The sequence below is a fragment of the Dyella sp. Tek66A03 genome, from assembly GCF_052567735.1.
This window is the reverse complement of sequence record NZ_CP199584.1, coordinates 3990934-4011136: the sequence shown is the minus strand read 5'-3', so window position 1 is coordinate 4011136 and position 20203 is coordinate 3990934. Positions and strand designations below refer to the sequence as shown.

Here is a 20203-nt window from a genome sequence, read left to right as displayed (position 1 = left end):
GCAGCCCGACGACCTGGGGCTTGCTGGACCACGATTTCGATGTGGCCTCACTTGCCCTTGGGTGACAACACGACCGCGGCTTCCGCGGTCAGTTGCAGGAAGGTGAAGGTCTCCTGCAGGTACAAGTGAATGGAAGTCTCGGTATGGCTTAGATAGCCAATGGAGATGTCCTGGCCAAGATGCAGCTCGAAATCACCGCCACGCGTGCTGAGCACCACGCCACCGCCGATGGCCGGCGCCCAGATGATTTCGCCGTCCACCAGGTTTCGTATGTCCCGTGCAATCGGATAGCCTTCCTGGGTGGCCGCGCTGACCGCGGTATAAGGGCCTTCGCCCAACAAGAGCGTGTAAGGGCCATTGACGCCCATGTCGCGCAGCTGGTTTACCGCTTGCGCGACCGCGGCGGGGTAACCCGCGACATCCTTCGGCAGGGCTATGGCCGGATTGCTGCATCCATTGCGAATACCGCGGATGTGGCCGATTTCGTAGCCTTCGAAGATCGCCCGATCTTCAGCAAAAGCGATCTTTCGCGCAGCATCCTTGAGCGGCTGCAGGTCCGGATCGTTGGCCCCACGCTCGACCGAATCCATGGCGCGACGCGAAAGCTCAAACGGAACGCGCAGCTGCACCAGGGGCTTCACTTCACGCAACCAAGCCTCGATGCCGGCATCCGGCGGCTGGATCACCTCCAGGTGTCCGGTGCCTACGGCCGAGTACTCTGGTCCTTGGGGTCCCAGGACATCGACGACCCGCCGTCCCGCCAGATAGCGCTTCAGCGTTCGCGCCGCTTCCTGCTCGATCTGCTCCCACGCCTTTCCCGAAATGGGCGCAAGCGCCCGATGCAGATTATTCATGTGCTGGCTCTCCTTTGAGCGAACCAATACCGAGCGAACCGTCGGAAGACTGTGGATGGGCTGGCGCGGCGTCTAGCGCTTCGCCATCGCGCGCTGGTGGCGGCGAGGAAACGTCATCCACCGGCACATTGGCGAGGAACGTGGCGGACGGCACGAAGAACAGGGTGCCCGTCACCGCCGTGCTGAAGTCGAGCAGGCGGTCGTAGTTGCCGGGCGGCTTGCCGACGAACATGTTCGTAAGCATCTGCTCGATGCGGGCCGGGGACCGCGCATAGCCGATGAAGTAGGTGCCGAACTCGCCCTTGCCGACGTCGCCGAAGGGCATGTTGTCGCGCACGATCTCCAATTCCTCGCCGTCCTCTTCGATGCTGGTGAGCACGTTGTGGGCGTAGCTTGGCTTGGCGGCATCGTCCAGTTCGATGTCCGATAGCTTCTTGCGGCCGACAATGCGTTCTTGCTGTTCGACAGGCACCGCGTTCCATGCCTTTAAGTCGTGCAGGTACTTTTGCACGATGACGTAACTGCCGCCGGCAAAGGCGGGGTCCTCATCGCCGATGATGGTGGCGTCCAGGGCGTCCTGGTCCACGGGGTTCTCGGTGCCGTCGACAAAACCCAGCAGGTCTCGCGCGTCGAAGTACTTGAAGCCATGCACTTCGTCAGCGGTGGCAACGCTGTCGCCTAGTCGGGACATGATCTGGGTCGCCAACTCAAAGCACAGGTCCATCTGCGTGGCACGGATATGGAAGAGTAGATCGCCCGGCGTGGAGACGGCGTGGTGCTCCCCGCGGATCTCCTGAAACGGATGCAGGTTGGCGGGCCTGGGATTGCCAAATATCCGGTCCCAACTATCCGAGCCAAATCCCATGACGCAGGACAGGCGCCCATCCGGATAGCGAAAGCCAATGGCACGCAAAAGCGCTGCCAGATCGCCGCAAAGCATTCGCACCGCTTGGCCGGCGCAAGGATCCGGCTTCAGTGTCACCACCAGAAAGATGGCCGAGCGCGTCAGCTTTTCGGCAACCGGTTGCGAAACCATTAAAGGCACAATCCACTCCTTTCGATTGGGGTTTTGAAGCAAGTTTGTCGTGTCGTGTAACGCTCGGGTGGACCAACCATCAATCCCATCGCGAACGTGATCACGCTTGCGCAGCAGGGGTGTACCACATTCGCCTGCATGACCATGTCCAGACCCTCCCTGCATCCTATGCGAGGGGCAGGGCATCGCCGGGCGCGCGGCCTCCTACGCGTCCGCCGTCACAGGCGTCCCCGCCATGGACGCCTTGATCATGGCGGACGCCTGACGTGTCAGTGCAGACGCCAAGTCTTCCGAGCTCATGCGCCTTGGCAATGCCAGCCAGATGCGAATGCCTGCCAGGATCGCATCTGCAAGCATCGCGCTGAGCATCGTGGATGAAACGAGCAGGCGCCCCGGTCGATGTAAGCCGCGCGCACGCAAGTGGTGTTCGATATGGGCTGCAATCGCTGCAGAGATAATGGGGCTGATGTCTGGCGTGAGCAGGGTGCTCGCGGCCGGTCCGGCCCATACGAAGTGATCGAGCGTTTTGACGACCATGGAGCCTTGCGCCCCCTCCGATGCCAGCTGACCCAGCACCGCGGTCTGGCCGGACACCGTGCCGCTAAGCAGGGCATCCTTGTCCTTGTAATGGACATAGAACGTCGATCGGGCCACGCCGGCACATAGCACGATGTCCTCGACCGTGATGCTTCGGTAGGTGCGGGTAAGCAGCAGCTTGAACAGGGCCTGCTTGAGCGCCGTGCGGCTACGGTCGATTCGCTGGTCCACCACGCTCCTCCTGATCGTCCTTCCCTACGGGGTCCGAGGTCATCATGCGTTCGATGGAGCGGGCTTGGCAAACGGACAGTAGGGCGATTTCGTCCGACAAAGGCGCCCGCCAAGACCTTAAGGTCGCTGCAGTCCAACGCGGGAGATACGAGTCATGTCCGTCACACTGCACCAAGTCGATTCCATCAAGGGCCTTCGTCTGGCCGGATGGCTGCTGGTTGTCGTGCCGCTCCTGTCACTGCTGGTGCTGGCCCACCATCCGACCATAGCAGCGCACGACGCGCATGAGGCCGCGAGCCAGCTCGGTGCCATCGCAGCGTTCGCAGGCATCGTGCACGGCACACTCATCGCCATGCAATGCGCCCTGCTTTATGCCCTGCTTACCTGGCTGGTATCGCGTGACCTGTTGCATGCGCTGCCGCGGGCGGCGGCCGTGATGCTGGTGCTGGGTGCGGTGGGCGTGATTGGGGCCGCGCTCATCGACGGATTCATGGTCGCGCGAGTCGCCACGTTTCCCCACGATGGCGATCCCGATCTGCACATCATGGACCAGCTGATTCGTTACTCAATGTCACTCAATCAGGTGCTGATCGTGGCCGGTGAATCGGCTATGTCGGTAGGTTTTGCGTGCCTGTCCGTGGATCTGCTTGGCCTTCGGGGCGGTGCGCGTTGTGTCGGTGTTTTCGGCCTCGTGCTGGGCATTGCCAGCCTCATCGCGCTCCTGACGGGACGGCTCGTCCTTCATCTTCACTGGATGCAGTGGCTGTTTGCCGCGCAGTCGGTGTGGATGATTTGTCTCGGGGTGGTCATGCTACGAACTTCGGCTGCGGCCCATCAGCAACAGCTCGGAATGGGTGGCGCGAACCACATCGACGCCGTGAATTAGGTCGCTGGATCGCATGGGGGCAGCGGAACACGTCAGGATTCGACGGCCGACCTGGTAGGTAGTGCGATGAGGTGCTGATGCCCTTCCGGCGCAGCTAGCTAAGACCCAGCAGGTGCGGCCACATCTTCGCCAAATAGACTGAACCACGACGTCCAGCGTGCGAAGATCGTGCTTCTGTCTGAGCGAACGGCGGGATACGCGACCGCCTCGCCACGCAAACCACCCTGTGGAGGGCATTCATCATGAAAGCAAGCAAGTTCCTGCTGGCTTGCTTATGCGCCTGCATCATGGGGACACCGTTCGGCGCCTACGCCGAGGCAAGTGGCATGCCCCTCTCATCCGCACCCCAGGCGATGGATTTGCCTATCGAAGGCGACATGCCGTCACTCAAGGGGGCGATCGGTTGGCTCGACGCGCAGCCACTGACGCCAGCCGATCTGCGCGGAAAAGTCGTGCTCGTCGACTTCTGGACCTATTCCTGCATCAACTCGATACGTCAGCTTCCGTATCTGCGCGCGTGGGCAAGGAAATACAAGGATCAAGGCTTGGTGGTGATCGGCGTGCACTCGCCCGAGTTCGCCTTCGAGAAGAATCTCGACAACGTTCGTCAGGCGGTCAAGGACCTCAGGGTCGGTGCTCCGATTGCCACCGCCATCGACAGCGATCATGGGGTCTGGCTCGCCTTCAACAATGAATATTGGCCTGCGATCTATATCGTGGACGCCCATGGCCGCATTCGACACCATGTGTTTGGCGAAGGCGAGTACGAGCAGACGGAACGAGTCATTCAGCAATTGCTGACTGAAGCCGGCGCGCACAACGTCGATCAAGCGCTGGTCTCGGGGGATGGCAAAGGTATTGAAGCCGCTCCGGACCTGGCCAACTTGAAGTCACCGGAAACCTATGTCGGTTCCGAGCGCGCGGAGAACTTTGCGTCCAAGGGAGGCCATCTCTTCAATAGCCGCAGTGTCTATGCTGCGCCCGACGCGTTGAGCCTCAATCATTGGGCCCTGGTCGGCGATTGGACGATAGGGAAGCACTCGGCCGTCCTGAACAAGGTCGGCGGACGCATCGCGTATCGCTTTCATGCACGCGATCTTCATTTGGTCATGGGGCCAAGTGAAAATGGAAGGCCCGTACGATTTCGCGTGCTCATCGATGGAAAGCCACCGGGCGCTGCGCACGGCATCGACGTGGACGAGCAGGGCAACGGCACTGTTTCCGGACAGCGCTTGTATCAACTCATTCGGCAACCGGAGCCCATCACGGATCGGAAGTTCGAGATCGAGTTTCTCGACCCGGGCGCCGAGGCCTTTGTGTTTACATTTGGCTGATGAGCCCGAGGCGCGGAGCGGCGCCGAGATTCAAGACGAGGATCTTTCCAGAGGCCACGCCCTGGGAATCGATCGTGAAGTCGCTCTCAAAGGGTTCGCTGCGGCAGGCCAGACGACTCTGCATTCCCGATCAAGATGCGGCACCATCGGCGTCGCCCCAACGCTCTCACCCCCAAGGAGGTTCAACATGAGCAAGATCACCCCGTCTGAAGAGGTGGATCCTCAGCGTCGCCGGGTTCTCGGCGCAGCCGCGGCGACGCTCGCCGCCTTCCCGCTAGGCGTGGCGACGTTCGCAGACGCCCAACAAGCCGCGGCGGGTTCCAAGAGCCCGGCCGCCATCAAGCCGGGTGCCCATACGTCGTTTGCCTCGATCAAGCAGATCAACGCCGGTCTCCTGAATGTCGCTTATGCCGAGGCCGGGCCCGCCGATGGTCCCCCCGTGCTTCTGCTGCATGGCTGGCCCTACGATATTTACAGCTATGTCGATGTCGTTCCGCTGCTGGTTGCCGCAGGTTACCGAGTGATCGTTCCCTTTTTGCGCGGCTACGGGTCAACCCGCTTTATTTCGGGTGACACGGTCCGCAATGGCCAGCCGTCGGCGCTAGCCATGGATATCATCACGCTGATGGATGCGCTCAAGATCGAGAAGGCGACCATCGGCGGATTCGATTGGGGCGCGCGTACGGCAAATATCATCGCTGCACTCTGGCCGGCGCGTTGCAAGGCGATGGTGTCCGTTAGCGGTTATCTGATCGGCAGCCAGGCATCGGGGAAGGCGCCATTGCCGCCTAAAGCCGAGCTGCAATGGTGGTACCAGTTCTACTTCGCCACCGAGCGCGGCCGTGACGGCTACGACAAGAATCGGCACGACTTCGCGAAGCTCATCTGGCAGCTCGCCTCGCCAAAGTGGAACTTCGACGATGCCACTTTCGATCGCTCGGCCGCCGCCTTCGAAAACGCCGATCACGTGGCCGTTGTCATCCACAATTATCGCTGGCGTCTCGGGCTGGCCGAGGGTGAAGCCAAGTACGACGATTACGAAAAGAAGCTGGCCGAAGGCCCGCTCATCAGCGTGCCTACCATCACGCTGGAAGGCGATGCCAATGGTGCGCCGCACCCGGACAGCAGCGCTTATGCGAAGAAGTTCTCCGGGAAGTACGCGCACCGGCTGATCGAAGGCGGCATCGGGCACAACCTGCCGCAAGAGGCTCCCGAGGCGTTCGCCAAGGCCATCATCGACGTCAACCACATGTGATCTGCGCTGGGCCAGCGTCCGTGGTCAGTACGACATGACGACGACTCGCGGCGTCAGAGACACAGCTTGAGCTTGCGGATGCCATCGTGGATTTCCTCCGCGGTGGCGCCACCGTAACCGAGGATCAAGCCACCTCTTGCAGGTGGCTTGAGATAGCACAGGGATAGCGGTCTGACCGAGACGCCTAGTTGGGCCGCCTTGCGCGAAACGTCAACGTCGCTGATATCGGGCGGGAGCAGGGCGGCGAGTTGCATGCCTGCTTCGGCCCCAATTACCTCGAGTTTGTCGCCCAGATGCTGATGGATGGCTTCGAGCACGGCGGTTCGCCGTTGGGCGTAGAGCATCCGCATGCGGCGGATGTGTCGTGCGAAATGTCCTTCCCGGATGAAGTCGGTCATGGCCAGCTGATGGAGCGTGGATGAGAACGTATCCATGGCGTCGCGGCCAGCATGGAACGCCGCTACGAGGTCCTTGGGCACGACCATGTAGCCCAGGCGCAGCGCGGGAAACATGACCTTGCTGAAGGTTCCCAGATAGATCACCCGGGCATCGGTATCCAGGCCTTGCAACGACATGGTGGGTCGTCCGCCGAAGCGGTACTCGCTGTCGTAGTCGTCTTCAATGATCCACGCATCGTTCTGTGCCGCCCAGCCCAGCAGTTGCATGCGTCGGGTGGCGCTCATGGTGGTGCCCAGCGGAAACTGGTGTGACGGCGTGATGTAGGCAGCGCGCGCAAGGGGCTCGAGGCGCATGCCTTCGGCGACGCGGATGCCTTCGTCGTCGACGGGTACGGGAACGAGTTGCGCGCCTGCCGACGCCAGCGCCTGGTGCGCGCCTGGGTAACCGGGTTCCTCCACCCAGACAGCATCGCCGGAGTCCAGCAGCACGTGGGAGCAGATCTGCAGACTGTGTTGCGAACCCGTCGTGACCAGGATCTGCGAAGAGTCGCATTGCACTGCGCGCACGGTGCTGAGGTATTCGGCGATAGCCTTGCGGAGGGGCAGCAGTCCCATCGGGTCGCCGTAGGCCATGGCCTCGAGCGGCATGTGCCGGGAATGGCGGTTGACCAGTCGCGACCAGGCTTCGCTGGGGAAGTGATCGAGCGCCGGCAAGCCGACGCGAAACGCGCCCATATTGCTCAGCCACGTTTGCTCGGGCGCGCGCATCTGTACCGCGCGACGGGACACGCGACGCGTGGCACCTTTCTTGGGGTGTTGTGGCGAGGCCGCCTTGCGGGATTTTGCGCCGGCGGGTTGTGCAGCGTCGTCGGGAATCGATCGTGCGACACAGGTACCGGCCCCGGGAAAGGTTTCCAGGTAGCCTTCCGCCAGCAACTGCTCGTAGGCGCTCAGCACGGGGATGCGAGATACCTGCAGCTCACTGGCGAGGGCCCGGGTTGATGGCACGCGCTGGCCGGGTCGAAGCTGGCCGTCGATGATCGCGCGCCGGAACCACTCGGACAGTTGCTGATACATCGGGGCGCCGCCCGCTGCGTTGAGCGCCACCGGGGGGAGAAAGCTGGCCGATAGACGTTGCATATCCGCTCCGCGTGAAGTGGCTATATCACTTCCACTTAAAGTGGCTATTTCACACAACCACTTGATAGCCTAGTTTCTACCCATACGCCCCGGCAAGTGCCGGGGGAAAGCCATGTTGCAGGGCAGGCCATGAACCCGCTTCGCCGTATCGGATGCCACTTTCTGCTGCTCGCCTTCAGCTGCTCTTTCCAGCTGACCCCCGCGTACGCCCAAGCAGTGGGCCCCGCCGCCATCGTGCAAGACGATGCCTGGTGGACCGGACCGATGCTGGCGAATTCGGCTGAGACCTTGCCACAAGGGCATGTGCTGATCGAGCCGTATCTCTACAACATCATGGCTGAGCACTCGAACAGCTATGGCTCGCGCACGTATATGAACTATGGGCTGGTGGATCGGCTGACGGTCGGCATCATCCCGATCTTTGGCTACAACCAGGTCGACCATGGTCCCAACAGTTCGGGCGTGCTGGTCGGCGATTTCACCGTGCAGGCACAGTACCGGCTGACCAAGTTCCATGAGGGAAGTTGGATACCGACCATCGCCATCCAACTGCAGCAATCGTTCCCTACCGGCAAATACGACCAGTTGGGCAATCGTCCGAGCAACGGCATCGGTAGCGGTGCCTACGCGACGGACCTGGGTATCAACGCGCAGACGTATTTCAGGCTGCCGAATCGACGCCTCTTGCGCCTGCGGCTCAATGTGTCGGAGACGTTTTCCAGCCATGTGGATGTCAACGGCGTCAGTGTGTACGGCACCGGTCCGAACTTTCGCGGCACGGTTGAGCCGGGAAACTCCACCTTCGTCGATACGTCGGTGGAATACAGCCTGACCCAGCGTTGGGTACTCGCGCTGGATGCGATCTATAGCCGAAGTCGCAACAACACCATGAACGGTGTCGATTTCTTGAGCACGTCGTCCGGGTTGCCCAATCCGTCGCGCGTTTATGCGAATGCCGGAGCGAGCGAATCCTTTGGCTATGCGCCCGCGGTCGAATACAGCTGGACGTCGAATCTCGGCGTTCTGCTGGGCGTCCGCGTGATCGCCGGCGGCCACAACACCGAGCGTACGGTGACGCCGGCGATCGCAATCAACTACGTCAACTGAGATCACCGCCTCGCGCTTCTTGCGACGAATCTGAGCGAGGCGACAACACTGAGTTTCATCCCATGGAGGCTGGATCGGAAAGGACGCCACGCACTCGTCAAGCAGGGAGTGGTGGTTAGCCAACAGGACTTTTCGACGGCGGCTTTGAATCGGAGGAGGTATCCCCATGAAGCGCCAACCGTTGTTTGCTGTTTTTGTGCTCTTTGCGCTTGCCTGCTGGGCCGGCGGGCGGGTGAATGCGCAAGCGGGCCCGCCGCCCTATATCGCCGCCGCGATTGCCGACCCGGCGCGTCCCGCGGGCGACACGTCGCTGGATGCCGGTCGCAAGCCGGCCGAGGTGCTGGCGTTCGCGGGCATCAAGCCAGGCGACAAGGTGGTGGACCTGATGCCTGGGGCGGGCTACTACACGCGGGTCTTCAGCAAGATCGTCGGGTCCAAGGGAGTTGTGTATGCCTTGCAGCCAACGGAAATGGACAAGGCAGCGCCCAAAGGCCTGCAGAGCCTGAAAGGCATCGCCAGCACGCCCGGCTACGAAAACGTGAGCGTACTTGTGCAGCCCATAGCCGTGCTGTCGCTACCGCAACATGTCGACATGGTGTGGACCTCGCAGAACTACCACGACCTGCATGATCCCTTCATGGGAACGCCGGACATGGCTCGCCTCAACAAGGCCATCTTCGATGCGCTGAAGCCCGGCGGTGTATATATCGTGCTTGACCACGCCGCTGCCCCCGGGAGTGGCGCATCCAAGACCGACGATCTGCATCGCATCGATCCGGCCGTGGTAAAGGCCGAGGTAACGGCTGCAGGCTTTGAATACGTGGGCGAGAGCGACGCCTTGCGTCAGGCCGGAGACGATCACTCGCTGCCCGCGTTTGATAAATCCATGCATGGCAAGACGGATCGGTTTATCTACAAGTTTCGCAAGCCGATGAGCGCGGTATCGGCTGGGCAGGCGGCCGTTCCAAGCCTGTTCCATCGCTTTGCTGCCGGTCGCGCCGTGGCCCAGCGAATCTGCAAGATCGTGAAAGCATTGGATGGTCGGCTGCGCCGCCTTGAGGCGCTTCCGGCTGTCGCCGAAGCGGCGGGCATGCGTCTGCTCAGGCCGTGCCCCGGGAATGGCTCGTTCGCCTCGCGCATCGCACCTGTCAGAACTTGCTGTGCTCAACGTGACGCTCACGATGCATAAGCGCCCACTCCGCATGCTCGCTGAGCGCGGCATCACCCAGCGATATGAGAATGTCTCGCTGCTCGACCGGGTCATGGGTTCGATCGAGTTCTGCGCGCGCCCCGGCGAAAATATGCTGCATGAAACGGTATTGGCGGATCAGTTCCCGATCTGCCTTGCGGTACGCATAGGCCTCACGAACGGCAGCGACAATAGACAGTACAGCCATCGTCATCACCAAGGGCGTCTTGGTTGATTCGGACAGTTTCAGGGCAAACAGGGCCAGGAACACGCTGATCATGATGCCCGACCATAGGCTGATCGCACCGATCGTCTCGGTGACACGGTTGAGCGATGTGCGCTCGATGATCTTGCGTTCGAAGTAATCGAGCTGTCCCGATTTTCCGGAGTTGCCCACCCATTCGTCGATGACCACGGTCAGGTCTTCGAGCGTGGGCCGGGGAGGTGGCCGTAGGCTGGCGGCGCGCATCACGTTGCGAATCCAGCCCAGCTCGATGTTTTGCCGCTGCAGAAAATTGCCGTGGGCGAATTCGTGATCGATCGAGGTCGTGACACCTGCGCGACGCCAATACCACTGGATACGCAATCCTTCCGCCAGCGCGCGGTCGTCAAGGTACTTGCGGTGCCAGCCATGGTGATGGGCGAGAAACGCCACGACACCACCGGTCGCAAACAGGAGCACGAATAAATAGATGAGATTGTTCTGTTCCGAAAGATGGGCGTAGAACGTGAAGGCAATGCCCATCGAGGCGGCGATGGTGTAAGTGGCGCGCATGGCCAGCATCACCCGCTTCTGAAAGTGCAGAGCCAGCCAGTCGGAAGCGCGGAAGAGTTCATCAATCGACGCAACGGGAAACGAATTCGCCGATGGCACACCTGTCGCGGTTTCTGCAATCTCCTCCGCGTACGTCTCGCAATCGACATTGAACTCCGACATACGCGTAAACATCAGACCGAACTCCGCCGGCATGTCGGCATCCGTGGATGTGCTTTCGGCACTGCGCCATAGCGTCTGCAGCGGCAGCAAGCCCTCGGCCACTTCGCCATCGATATCATCGCGAGAGCAGACGATGTGGTAGATCAGCCGCTCGTCCCCGCGGCCAAGGATATGGCGCGCATCGCGATGCCGGTCGATCAGGCCGGGCATGGTGCCGGTCAGGTGGTATTTGACGATCTGTGCGGTACCGCCGAGTCGGCCCGAATCCTTGCCGTCCCAGATCGCCAGCAGGATATGACAATGACTGGCGATATAAACGCCGGCTTTCGCGTACTGACGATCGCGCTCCACGCCACGCGACTCGATCGCCTTCCTCGTCTCGCCCTTGCGCAACGGTAGCTGCACCACCTCGGCCTGATCGCATAGGGCGTCGAAGCTGATGTGCACGGCGGGATCCACAAAGTCCTGGACGTACAGCTCCCTAGGCAAGGGCAGGGGCGCGATCAGGCGAGCACCACAGGCGAGCGCTTCGTGCGCGACCAACTGATCGCCACCCTCGGCCAGCGCCGACAGCACTACGAGTGGAAGTTCCGGATAGTCATGTTGGAGCTTGGATAAAAAGTCGCGCACGAGTTGCTGGATCGGCAAGATCTCACTCGCAGAGATGTTGCGATGGCTAGTCACGCCAATGACCAGCGGTGCGATGGTGCGAGCTTGTGGGGTTGCCGGGGGTCTTAGCATGAGAAAGAGCGTTTCATTTGGCAAGATGTCCCTCAAGGCATGCTGACCTGCAAACTCTGCTTCGGTCGGAAGGGAAGAGGCTGCGTTCTTAGCGCAGCCTCCGCTTACCATCGTCTGCTAGTTGTTTTTAATTGACGGGTTCGTTGTGGTCCCTGTAATTGAGGTCGCGTTTGATTGATAGACGACATTGTTGATTGTGGCACTCAGCTGGTAGATCCACTCCCCCCCAGTGCTAGGGCTGTTATTGAGGTCGCTCATCGTGATTTCGTTGGCGTTATTACTAAGCGTTGGGCTGCCGAAGATGCCAGCGGGAGGTGTCTGGATCCAGGCAAATCCTGGCTGGTTAGCGATTTGCGAATCGAACGATCCCGAGGCGGCGCTGCCGGAAAGTTGCCATGTAATCGTTTGTGCACTGGAGCCTTGGCCCACGTGGTTAGCATTTCCATGCTGATCGATATCGAGACTCCAGGGAGTCGTGGTTTTGTCGAGGGTCACTTTGAGATTATTGGGCATGATGTACTCCTATGAATGAGAGGATCGAGCTGGTATCGCACTCTTCCTTACCGCCATTCCCCCGTTCGCTAAACCAGCCGTTACCGGCGAGTGCCTGCACTGCTTGCCGCCAGCAGCTTCTGCTGGAACGCCGTGTTGATTGGGTAGTCGACCTGCTCGCGCTGCAGCACTCCAACCAGTGCCGCATCGCGATATCCACTGCTCCAAAGTTGCTGAATGGCGGGCTGCGCTTCGGCCTTTCGGCCTAGCGTTAGTAGCACTTCAACCCTCAAAGCGAGAAGTCGCGGGTCGGCGTTCCCTTTTTTTGCTGACTGCGTTTCTCTCAAGGCTTCGTCAAGCAAGCGTTGCGAGACCTCCGCATTGGCGCTGACTTGTGCGAGCAACAACTTCGCGCCGACTGTGGCTAGCAAGGTGGCGCGATCGTCAGGTTGTTTCGCGAGAAGTGGCCGAAGTGTGAGCAGTGAAGACTCAGCCTGCGAGAGTGCTTTGTCAGCCTGGCCGGCGGCAAGCGAATGTTCGGCCTGTTCGAGTTGGGCCTCGGCGAATTCGCGCCTCCAACTGGCGTTGTCCGGATCCTGTTTGGTCAATGCGATAAAAATCACCAATGCCTCCTCAGTGAGGGTGCCTGCCGCGGGCAACTCGCCATTAAGACGTCGCAGACGGCCAAGCTGTGTGGCGTACAGCGCAACATGCACTTGAAAGTCGGTGTTGTTAGGGTCGATGGCCTTCAGTGCCGTGGCGATATCGACAGCCTGTTGCAAATCGTCCATACCGGTCTTTATGTCGCCCGTCATTGCCACAGTGCGTCCGAGGATGGCTCGCACGGTCAACATGTTGTCGCGTTGGTTGTTGTCCTTCGGGTCCCGCGTGGCCAGTGCTGACTCAATGGCGTCGTCGTCGGCGTATTGCGTCACGGCCGTGGCAAGGTCGCCGCTAAGCAAAGCCATCCTGCCGAGATTGTTGTGTGCCTTGCCAAGCTCTGCGGCCCATTCGGTGTCATTGGGCTGCTCGACCACCAACCTCTGCATGATCGCCAGCATCTCGCGATACTGTGTAGTGGCTTCGTCTAGCCGGCCGTGCGCCTCAAGCACATGGCCGACGTTGTTGTCGATCGTCTCCAGCTGAAATCGTAGTTGCGTGTCGTTCGGCGCACGCGAACGGGCATGTTGAAGAATGCTCTGCGCGGAAGCGAAAGCCTGCTGTGCGGCATCCAGTTGTCCCTGGCGCCAGTGCGCCATGCCGATGAACGCCCAGATCTCTGCGTTCGATAGTTGCCTTGTTGTATCTTCGGGCGAGGCATCAGCGAGCTTAGCCGCGATGTTCGATGCCGCCTGATAGGCGACCATCGCCGCCGGCAGATGGCCTTGGTCAAGGCGCACGCTGCCAATTTTTTCCAACGCTTTGGCGCGCTGCGCCAGCGCTTCGCTCGTGACATCGGTGGTCGGCAGCGACTGGAAGTAGCTCATCGCGTGATCATCGACGGCTTCCATGATGTCCAGACGTGACACCTGCGCCAGCTTGTCATTGAGGTCACCGAGCATGAAGCTGATCAAGTCTTCGGCCTGCTTCTGGCGGCGCACTGCGGCATTGCGTGCGATGACGGCAGTGATCGCGAGGGTTGTCGTCACCGCAAACACGATCAGCGCCAGAGTTGCCAGTGCCGTCATGCGCCGGGTGCGCCGCTGTAGCTCACGCCGCTTCAAGGCATCGAAATCGACATCCAGGATGCCGGCGACCAGCTTTAGTTTGGCGTTGGTCTTGCCGTCCTTGCCAGGCCGTGCATCGGCAGCGATGGGCTCTGTGGGTTGTTCCGTTAGTTCGCCGTCGGCACCGAGCTGGTAGCGCAGCGCCGGAGCGAAGCATTCCTCGGCCTCGTGGCCGGGCAGGGCGCTGGCATTCGGTTCGCCGTCGACGATCAAACAGAAGATGCGCTCGCTTCGGCCCAGCCGTTTGTAGGCGAGCACTTCCTCGTTGACCCAGTGTGAGGTGGCGGAGCGAGGCGAGCATATAACGACGAGATTTGCGGATTGCCCCAGCGCTTCATTGACCTTGCGGCCAAGGTCGGTGGCGCTGGCCAGCTCGTCGCGGTCGCGAAAGATGGGTGCGAGGCGCTTGGGCGTGACGCCGGCGCTGGTGGTCTGTCCGACCAGGCGCTTCGGAATGGCATAGGTCTCCAGGGCCTTGTGCAGCCAGTCGGCCCAGGTCTTGTCCTGGTGGCTGTAACTGATAAATGCCCGATACCGGAAAACCGGTTCCGCAGAGGCCTGAGTCATGACAAGCCGCACCCTCGTACGAGGTTACGCATTCCCTGCCGGGAAATTGCCGTCCATCGGATCGGATTGATGCGCTATCGATCGGGAACCGACCGACACCCCTGCGATGCGGCAGAGTATCGCCGAAAATGTGACGGAAATCACAATTTCTAACGATAGGGAGGAGGTGTTGACGCCGGAATCCTCCGGACTTGCATCGAAAGAGATTGCGAATCATTCGCAATAAGCGTATCTTGCCGCTTGCGTCACCTAGCCAAGGGGCCATGCCCCGCCACGGTCAGCGCACTAATTCCCCCAACTAAGCAGACGGTGCCAGAGCCCCCGGTTTTCCCGAGGTGGGCGGCGCGCGCCTGCGCGAAGGATCGAGCATGACCCCCAAAGCATGTGTGTCTTCTGCGGCAAACCCTCCCATCAAGCTGGTGGCCAGCGCCCTGGGTCTGGCCTTGGCTTCCACGGCGGCCTCCGCGGCTACCGGCGACGCCACGGATGTCCGTGAGGGCGCGGCCGATCCGCAGAAGGCGCAGGAGCTGGATGGGATCAAGGTACGCTCCACCGTGGTCAACACGCCGTCGCCCAAGTTCACCGCGCCGCTGCTCGACACGCCGCGTTCGGTGACGGTGATTCCGCAGGCGATCATCCAGCAGACCGCTGCGACGTCCCTGCTCGACGTGTTGCGCCAGGTACCAGGCATCACCTTTGGTGCGGGCGAGGGCGGCAACCCGAATGGCGACCGGCCGATCATTCGCGGCTTCGACTCGGAAAGCTCGGTTTTCATCGACGGCATCCGCAGTTCGGGCTCGCAAACCCGCGAGATCTTCGACATCGACCAGGTCGAAGTCATCAAAGGCCCCAGCTCCGCCTATACCGGGCGTGGCAGTGTGGGCGGCAGCGTCAACCTGACCACCAAGCAGCCGATAGCCGAGGACTTCCTGCGCGGCACGGCCGGCATCGGCACGGATAACTACTATCGCGGCACCGCGGACTGGAACCATCGGGTGGGTGCGGACTCGGCCGTACGCCTCAACGTCATGGGTCATAGCAACGATGTGCCGGGACGCAACGGGCCGGAGATGGGGCGCTGGGGTATCGCGCCGTCGGTCACCTTCGGGCTGCATGCGCCGACCAGCGTGACGCTGGGTTACTACCACCTGCAAAGTGACGACACGCCAGACAGCGGCATTCCCTATAACAACCCGTTTGCCACAACGAGCCCGTACGCCAAGCTCAACGGTGACGGCCGCCCGTATGCCGTTTCGCGCGGCACCTACTACGGCTGGCTGGATCGCGACTACCAGAAGCAGAGCAATGACATCGGTTCGATCCTGGTCAAGCACAACTTCGGCGACGGCTGGTTGCTGCGCAACACCACGGTATATGCGCGATCCACCAACGATTACATCTGGACACAGCCGGATGACAGCCAGGGCAACTTCCTGCTGAATGGTGGCGTGTGGCGTCGTAACAACAATCGCGACAGCAGTACGACCAACCTCACCAACCAGACCGATCTCACCGGCGAGTTCGAAACCGGCTCGCTCAAGCACAGCCTTGCCGCAGGTATCGAGCTCAGCAGCGAGAAGACGCAACGCACGAGCTACCTGGTGGACCCGGCGAAAAACGCGGCGGACACCCACAACACGGGCGCCATCGTCAACGGCGCGTGCAGCAGCAAGTACGGCATCGGCGTGGCCTCCGGCTACTGGTGCACATCCGCCCAGCATCCCACCCCCAACGATCCGTTCAATGGCACGACCATTGGCGGCCAGAACCCGACGCGGATCGTTACCGATACGCGTGCGGCCTGGGCTTTCGATACGGTGACGTTCAATCCGCAATGGTCGGTCAACGCCGGCGTACGCTTCGACAGCTTCAGTACCCGGTCCACCGCGACGACGACCACCACGGGCGTGGTCACGCGACTGAGCAACGACTCCAATTTCTGGAACTACCAGCTGGGTGTGGTCTACAAGCCGGCACAGAACGGCAGCGTTTACCTGTCGTATGGCACATCGTCCAATCCGCCGGGTGTCGACGCGGGCGATGGTGCCGATGGCATTGCGGTGACCAATGCCGATCTGAAACCAGAGGACAGTCGCAACATCGAGCTGGGCACGAAGTGGGATGTGCTGGATCAGCGCCTGTCGCTTACCGCCGCCGTGTTCCGCAGCGAAAAAACCAATGCGCGCGTGGCAACCGGTGGGCGCGGTAGCCCGCTGATCAATGTCGGCGAGCAACGCGTCGACGGGCTGGAGCTTGGCTTCAACGGTCAGATCACTGAGCGCTGGAGCGTGTTCGGCGGCTACACCTATCTCGATAGCGAGTTGGTGAAGACGGGGCCGGGCGCTGCTGCGAACCAGGGTAACCAATTCCCCAATACGCCGAAGAACAGCTTCACGTTGTGGACCAGCGTGGCGATCACCTCGCGTTGGGCCGTGGGCGGTGGGGCCTACTACCAGGACAAGGTGTTCGGCGACGCCGCCAATCTCAAATGGGTACCGAGCTATACGCGCTTCGATGCCATGGCGTCGTACCAGGTCAGCAAGAATCTGACGCTACAGCTCAACGTGCAGAACCTCACCAACAAGTACTACTTCGACAAGGCGTACGCCGCGCACTACGCCTCGGTGGCGCCCGGCCGGGCCGCCATGCTCACGGCGAATTTCAGCCTCTGACACGGTTGGTCGCAGGCATCTGCCGTGCCTCCCGCGAGGAGGCGCGGCCTGAAAAGAAGGAAAGGCCATGTTGCTTCACATACCCCATGTCCTGTCGCCCGAAGAGTTGACGTATTGCCGGCAGCGACTGCAGGACGCGCCCTGGGCGGATGGGCGGACAACCGCTGGACATCAGTCCGCGCTGGCCAAGGACAATCTGCAACTGCCGGAGGACTCGGCCGAAGCAAGGCAGTTGGGTGAACTGGTGCTCGACGCACTGAACCGCCACACGACGTTCTTTGCCGGCGCGCTGCCGTGTCACATCTTTCCGCCCTTGTTCAATTGCTATCAGGGCGGCGGCTCGTTCGGCGTGCATGTGGACAACGCGATCCGCTATGACCGTCGATCGGGTCAGGGCATGCCGATCCGCACGGATCTCTCGGCGACCCTGTTCCTGAGCGAACCGGACGAATACGAAGGCGGCGGCCTGATCATCGAGGACACCTTCGGCACGCACACGGTCAAGCTTCCCGCAGGTGATCTCGTGCTGTATCCCTCAAGCAGCCTGCACCGGGTGGAGCCGGTGGTGCGGGGCGCGCGCGTGGCCGCGTTTTTCTGGATCCAGAGCCTGATTCGCGACGAGAACAAGCGCCGTCTATTGCTTGAGCTGGATGTATCCATCCAGAGTTTGACGCAGGCCAAGGCCAATCACTCGGATGTGCTGCGGCTGACAGGCGTTTATCACAATCTGCTGCGCACTTGGTCCGAAACGTGAGCGAATCGCGACGGGTAGATGTCGGAGAGTTGCAGCAACTTCTGCAGACCGCACCCGGGCAGGCGCATGGCCGGTTGCTGACCGCTGCACTGGCCGGTGATCGCGCAGCGCAGTTGGCCTTGGCGCAGGCGTATCTGGAAGGCATTGGTTGCGAACGCGATGCGCAGGAAGCCCTGTACTGGTTCCAGCACGCTGCCCACCAATCCGAGCCCGCTGCGATGAACATGCTCGGTCGTTGCTATGAAAATGGCTGGGGTGCATCGGTGGACTACGCCCTCGCCGCCGTATGGTATCGGCGAGCGGCGGAACACGGCTCGCACTGGGGCTTGTACAACTACGCCCATGTGCTCGCCAACGGGCGCGGCGTGCCTGTGGATCGGGCCCAGGCCTTCGTGTATTTCGGACTGGCGACGGGGGCAGGGCATGCTCGCGCCATGCATTTCCTGGGGCAGTACTACGAGTACGGATGGGAGACGCCGGTGGATCTCGGCAAGGCCCGCGAGCTGTATCGGCGCTCCGCGGAGGCGGGAGATTACCGTGGGCAATGCAGCTGGGCGTCCTTTCTCGCGGAAGAAGGACGTCTGGAACAGGCGTGCACCTTGCTGAGGTCGGCTCTGGTGACGGCGCCCGCTTACTTCGCGGCTGCGTTGTTGGAGCAGCTGAAGCACTCGCGTCATCCCGAACTGCGCGCATTGGCCGGCTAGGACGAGACTCTGCAAAACGCATTCCGGCCGGTCGCCGCGGGCGCGGGTTCCGGCCTGTCGGAGGAGTCCCGGACTGCGGGGCTCCTCATGCTTCGTGCAAGCCTATCGCCTGTCGATCGAATAGCTGCCTGGCCCCGTTATGCATAACAACAGCAGGCCGCCGGCAATACTCACGTTCTTGTAGAAATTGATCACGTTGGCCGCGCGGTCGGGCTCAACCATGTTCCAGAACTGGTGGCCAATGAGCGCGGCTGCCAGCGTGTATATCGCGAGCAAAAGCGCCAGCGGACGGGTGTAGAAGCCCACCAGGATCGCCAGGCCCACGACGAACTCCATGATGACGGCGATGGCGGCAGTGACGACGGGAAGTGGAACGCCCTCCGTGGCCATGTAGGCGGCCGCACCCGAAAAGCCCACCAGCTTGTTCCAACCGAAGATCACGAACAGGACCATCAGCAGGATGCGGGCAATCAGGATACATCCGTCTTTACTGCTTTCCAGGAACGTATATCGCATGGTGGTTCTCCCATGAATGTACCTGGCGCATGCGAGCACGGCGCTCGCCCTGGCCTTGCAACGGCCGCCGCCCGTTGGCAGCACGGCCGGCACCACTATATCGCGCGCGGGGCCGGCTGCGGCACACCGTGATGACGGTTACCGGCCAGGCGGGAGCGGGCGGCACGATCGTTACCTGCCACGGTTTGAGCCGTCGTCTCGCGCATGCGAATCGACAACGGCTGCTGCGTTCGGCCATCCGATTCAAGCGTCTTCGGAAATGTCACTTTTGTAACGATCGGCGGCGTGATCGCGTGAGAGGTTCGGCCCCAAATGTAGCCGCGCGGCGGTATAGCGGTTCCAGTCTTCGACGTCGGGCAGTGAAGGAATGGTGACCAGCTCGCCCATGTCGTAGCCCGCCAGGGCGGCATCCACCATCTCGTCCACTTCCATGATCAGATGGGCGGGAAGGGTGTTCGCGTCGATGCCCGAACGTTCCCAGATCTCGGTGCGTGTGACGCCAGGCAAGACGGCTTGAACCTGAATGCCACGCCCGGCTACTTCCTTATGCAGCGTAATCGTGTAATTCAGCAGATAGCTCTTGGTGCCGTTGTAGGTGCCGTCGAACAGCTCGGGCGCCAGTGCAACCACCGAGGCAATATTGATGATGCTGCCGCGGCCGCGTTCCAGCAGGCGCGGCAGGATGGCGCTGGTGAGTCGTGTGGGGGCAACCACGTTGAGCTGGATCATCGCTTCGAACCGATCCAACTGCTGCGCCACGATCGGGCCCGAACCCGCCATGCCGGCGTTGTTTATCAGCAGGCCGATGCTGCCGTCGTCACGCAAACGTTGCTCGACGAGTTCTCGTTCGGGCGCCGACGTGAGGTCCGCGGCCAGGACATCGACCTTCACACCGGACTCTCGTGTCAGCCGTTCGGCCAGGGCTTGCAGGCGAGCCTTGTCGCGGGCCACCAGCACCAGGTCATGCCCGCGCTGGGCCAGGCGTTGGGCATAGGTGGCGCCAATGCCGGTGGAGGCGCCGGTAATAAGCGCTGTATCGAGCCGGTGGGTGGCTGACATGACGGAAACCTCCAGACAAATGACGAATGGCTCATCGTTGCGCTGCAGCGCCTGGTCGGGAGGCCGC

At 61.5% G+C, this 20203-nt stretch carries 17 protein-coding genes; 8 read left to right on the top strand and 9 right to left on the bottom strand.

The window, feature by feature from the left end; all coding sequences use genetic code 11:
- Positions 1-47: 47 nt before the first annotated feature.
- The 3 genes from ACT01B_RS17910 to ACT01B_RS17900 all read right to left on the bottom strand — a co-directional run bounded on the left by ACT01B_RS17910 (position 48) and on the right by ACT01B_RS17900 (position 2658).
- Positions 48-854, bottom strand: a complete 807-nt coding sequence (locus ACT01B_RS17910) for a family 1 encapsulin nanocompartment shell protein (RefSeq protein ID WP_445144562.1) — start codon at positions 852-854, stop codon at positions 48-50.
- Positions 847-1890 carry a Dyp-type peroxidase gene (locus tag ACT01B_RS17905; protein ID WP_445144561.1) on the bottom strand — a complete coding sequence of 348 codons (1044 nt, stop codon included), beginning with the start codon at positions 1888-1890 and terminating at the stop codon, positions 847-849. Before ACT01B_RS17905 ends, ACT01B_RS17910 begins: the two co-directional genes overlap by 8 nt.
- Before the next feature lie 204 nt (positions 1891-2094).
- Positions 2095-2658, bottom strand: a complete 564-nt coding sequence (locus ACT01B_RS17900; RefSeq protein WP_445144560.1) for a TetR/AcrR family transcriptional regulator — start codon at positions 2656-2658, stop codon at positions 2095-2097.
- 154 nt (positions 2659-2812) lie between these two features.
- On the opposite strand from ACT01B_RS17900, the gene ACT01B_RS17895 reads away from it, so the two are divergent.
- The 3 genes from ACT01B_RS17895 (at position 2813) to ACT01B_RS17885 (ending at position 6133) form a co-directional block, all read left to right on the top strand.
- Entirely contained in the window at positions 2813-3544 is a 732-nt protein-coding gene (locus tag ACT01B_RS17895) for a hypothetical protein (protein ID WP_445144559.1), read from the top strand.
- A gap of 242 nt (positions 3545-3786) precedes the next feature.
- Positions 3787-4878, top strand: coding sequence for a redoxin domain-containing protein (locus ACT01B_RS17890; protein WP_445144558.1), 1092 nt, complete (start codon positions 3787-3789; stop codon positions 4876-4878).
- Positions 4871-6133 carry an alpha/beta fold hydrolase gene (locus ACT01B_RS17885; protein ID WP_445144557.1) on the top strand — a complete coding sequence of 421 codons (1263 nt, stop codon included), beginning with the start codon at positions 4871-4873 and terminating at the stop codon, positions 6131-6133. The genes ACT01B_RS17890 and ACT01B_RS17885 overlap by 8 nt, the downstream gene beginning before the upstream one ends.
- A 53-nt stretch (positions 6134-6186) precedes the next feature.
- On the opposite strand, the gene pdxR is transcribed toward ACT01B_RS17885, so the two are convergent.
- Entirely contained in the window at positions 6187-7671 is a 1485-nt protein-coding gene (gene pdxR, locus ACT01B_RS17880) for a MocR-like pyridoxine biosynthesis transcription factor PdxR (RefSeq protein WP_445144556.1), read from the bottom strand.
- Positions 7672-7800: 129 nt separating this feature from the next.
- On the opposite strand from pdxR, the gene ACT01B_RS17875 reads away from it, so the two are divergent.
- Together ACT01B_RS17875 and ACT01B_RS17870 are read left to right on the top strand one after the other, a co-directional pair.
- A complete protein-coding gene (locus ACT01B_RS17875; protein WP_445144555.1) occupies positions 7801-8778 on the top strand; it encodes a transporter in 978 nt (325 codons plus the stop codon).
- A gap of 166 nt (positions 8779-8944) precedes the next feature.
- Positions 8945-9967: a class I SAM-dependent methyltransferase gene (locus ACT01B_RS17870; protein WP_445144554.1), complete on the top strand. Its 1023-nt coding sequence runs from the start codon at positions 8945-8947 to the stop codon at positions 9965-9967.
- On the opposite strand, the gene ACT01B_RS17865 is transcribed toward ACT01B_RS17870, so the two are convergent.
- The 3 genes from ACT01B_RS17865 to ACT01B_RS17855 all read right to left on the bottom strand — a co-directional run bounded on the left by ACT01B_RS17865 (position 9927) and on the right by ACT01B_RS17855 (position 14431).
- Complete coding sequence (locus tag ACT01B_RS17865) at positions 9927-11588, bottom strand: hypothetical protein (RefSeq protein ID WP_445144553.1); 1662 nt, start codon at positions 11586-11588, stop codon at positions 9927-9929. The genes ACT01B_RS17870 and ACT01B_RS17865 overlap by 41 nt on opposite strands.
- Before the next feature lie 174 nt (positions 11589-11762).
- Positions 11763-12158: a hypothetical protein gene (locus ACT01B_RS17860; RefSeq protein ID WP_445144552.1), complete on the bottom strand. Its 396-nt coding sequence runs from the start codon at positions 12156-12158 to the stop codon at positions 11763-11765.
- Positions 12159-12238: 80 nt separating this feature from the next.
- Positions 12239-14431, bottom strand: a complete 2193-nt coding sequence (locus ACT01B_RS17855; RefSeq protein ID WP_445144551.1) for a TIR domain-containing protein — start codon at positions 14429-14431, stop codon at positions 12239-12241.
- Between the two features lie 368 nt (positions 14432-14799).
- On the opposite strand from ACT01B_RS17855, the gene ACT01B_RS17850 reads away from it, so the two are divergent.
- The 3 genes from ACT01B_RS17850 (at position 14800) to ACT01B_RS17840 (ending at position 18561) form a co-directional block, all read left to right on the top strand.
- Positions 14800-17103, top strand: coding sequence for a TonB-dependent receptor (locus ACT01B_RS17850; RefSeq protein ID WP_445144550.1), 2304 nt, complete (start codon positions 14800-14802; stop codon positions 17101-17103).
- A 67-nt stretch (positions 17104-17170) separates the two neighbouring features.
- A complete protein-coding gene (locus ACT01B_RS17845; RefSeq protein WP_445144549.1) occupies positions 17171-17857 on the top strand; it encodes a Fe2+-dependent dioxygenase in 687 nt (228 codons plus the stop codon).
- The gene (locus ACT01B_RS17840) at positions 17854-18561 is read left to right on the top strand and encodes a tetratricopeptide repeat protein (protein ID WP_445144548.1); all 708 of its coding nucleotides are present in this window, start codon (positions 17854-17856) and stop codon (positions 18559-18561) included. The genes ACT01B_RS17845 and ACT01B_RS17840 overlap by 4 nt, the downstream gene beginning before the upstream one ends.
- A 102-nt stretch (positions 18562-18663) precedes the next feature.
- On the opposite strand, the gene ACT01B_RS17835 is transcribed toward ACT01B_RS17840, so the two are convergent.
- A complete protein-coding gene (locus ACT01B_RS17835; RefSeq protein WP_445144547.1) occupies positions 18664-19077 on the bottom strand; it encodes a DoxX family protein in 414 nt (137 codons plus the stop codon).
- Between the two features lie 243 nt (positions 19078-19320).
- Positions 19321-20136: an SDR family NAD(P)-dependent oxidoreductase gene (locus ACT01B_RS17830; protein ID WP_445144546.1), complete on the bottom strand. Its 816-nt coding sequence runs from the start codon at positions 20134-20136 to the stop codon at positions 19321-19323.
- Between the last annotated feature and the right edge of the window lie 67 nt (positions 20137-20203).

Excerpts from the sequence above, each read along its gene's own strand:
- ACT01B_RS17910 (WP_445144562.1), bottom strand. The coding sequence starts at position 854 with ATGAATAATCTGCATCGGGCGCTTGCGCCCATTTCGGGAAAGGCGTGG.
- ACT01B_RS17905 (WP_445144561.1), bottom strand. The coding sequence starts at position 1,890 with ATGGTTTCGCAACCGGTTGCCGAAAAGCTGACGCGCTCGGCCATCTTT.
- ACT01B_RS17895 (WP_445144559.1), top strand. The coding sequence starts at position 2,813 with ATGTCCGTCACACTGCACCAAGTCGATTCCATCAAGGGCCTTCGTCTG.
- ACT01B_RS17890 (WP_445144558.1), top strand. The coding sequence starts at position 3,787 with ATGAAAGCAAGCAAGTTCCTGCTGGCTTGCTTATGCGCCTGCATCATG.
- pdxR (WP_445144556.1), bottom strand. The coding sequence starts at position 7,671 with ATGCAACGTCTATCGGCCAGCTTTCTCCCCCCGGTGGCGCTCAACGCA.
- ACT01B_RS17875 (WP_445144555.1), top strand. The coding sequence starts at position 7,801 with ATGAACCCGCTTCGCCGTATCGGATGCCACTTTCTGCTGCTCGCCTTC.
- ACT01B_RS17870 (WP_445144554.1), top strand. The coding sequence starts at position 8,945 with ATGAAGCGCCAACCGTTGTTTGCTGTTTTTGTGCTCTTTGCGCTTGCC.
- ACT01B_RS17860 (WP_445144552.1), bottom strand. The coding sequence starts at position 12,158 with ATGCCCAATAATCTCAAAGTGACCCTCGACAAAACCACGACTCCCTGG.
- ACT01B_RS17855 (WP_445144551.1), bottom strand. The coding sequence starts at position 14,431 with ATGACTCAGGCCTCTGCGGAACCGGTTTTCCGGTATCGGGCATTTATC.
- ACT01B_RS17850 (WP_445144550.1), top strand. The coding sequence starts at position 14,800 with ATGACCCCCAAAGCATGTGTGTCTTCTGCGGCAAACCCTCCCATCAAG.
- ACT01B_RS17845 (WP_445144549.1), top strand. The coding sequence starts at position 17,171 with ATGTTGCTTCACATACCCCATGTCCTGTCGCCCGAAGAGTTGACGTAT.
- ACT01B_RS17835 (WP_445144547.1), bottom strand. The coding sequence starts at position 19,077 with ATGCGATATACGTTCCTGGAAAGCAGTAAAGACGGATGTATCCTGATT.
- ACT01B_RS17830 (WP_445144546.1), bottom strand. The coding sequence starts at position 20,136 with ATGTCAGCCACCCACCGGCTCGATACAGCGCTTATTACCGGCGCCTCC.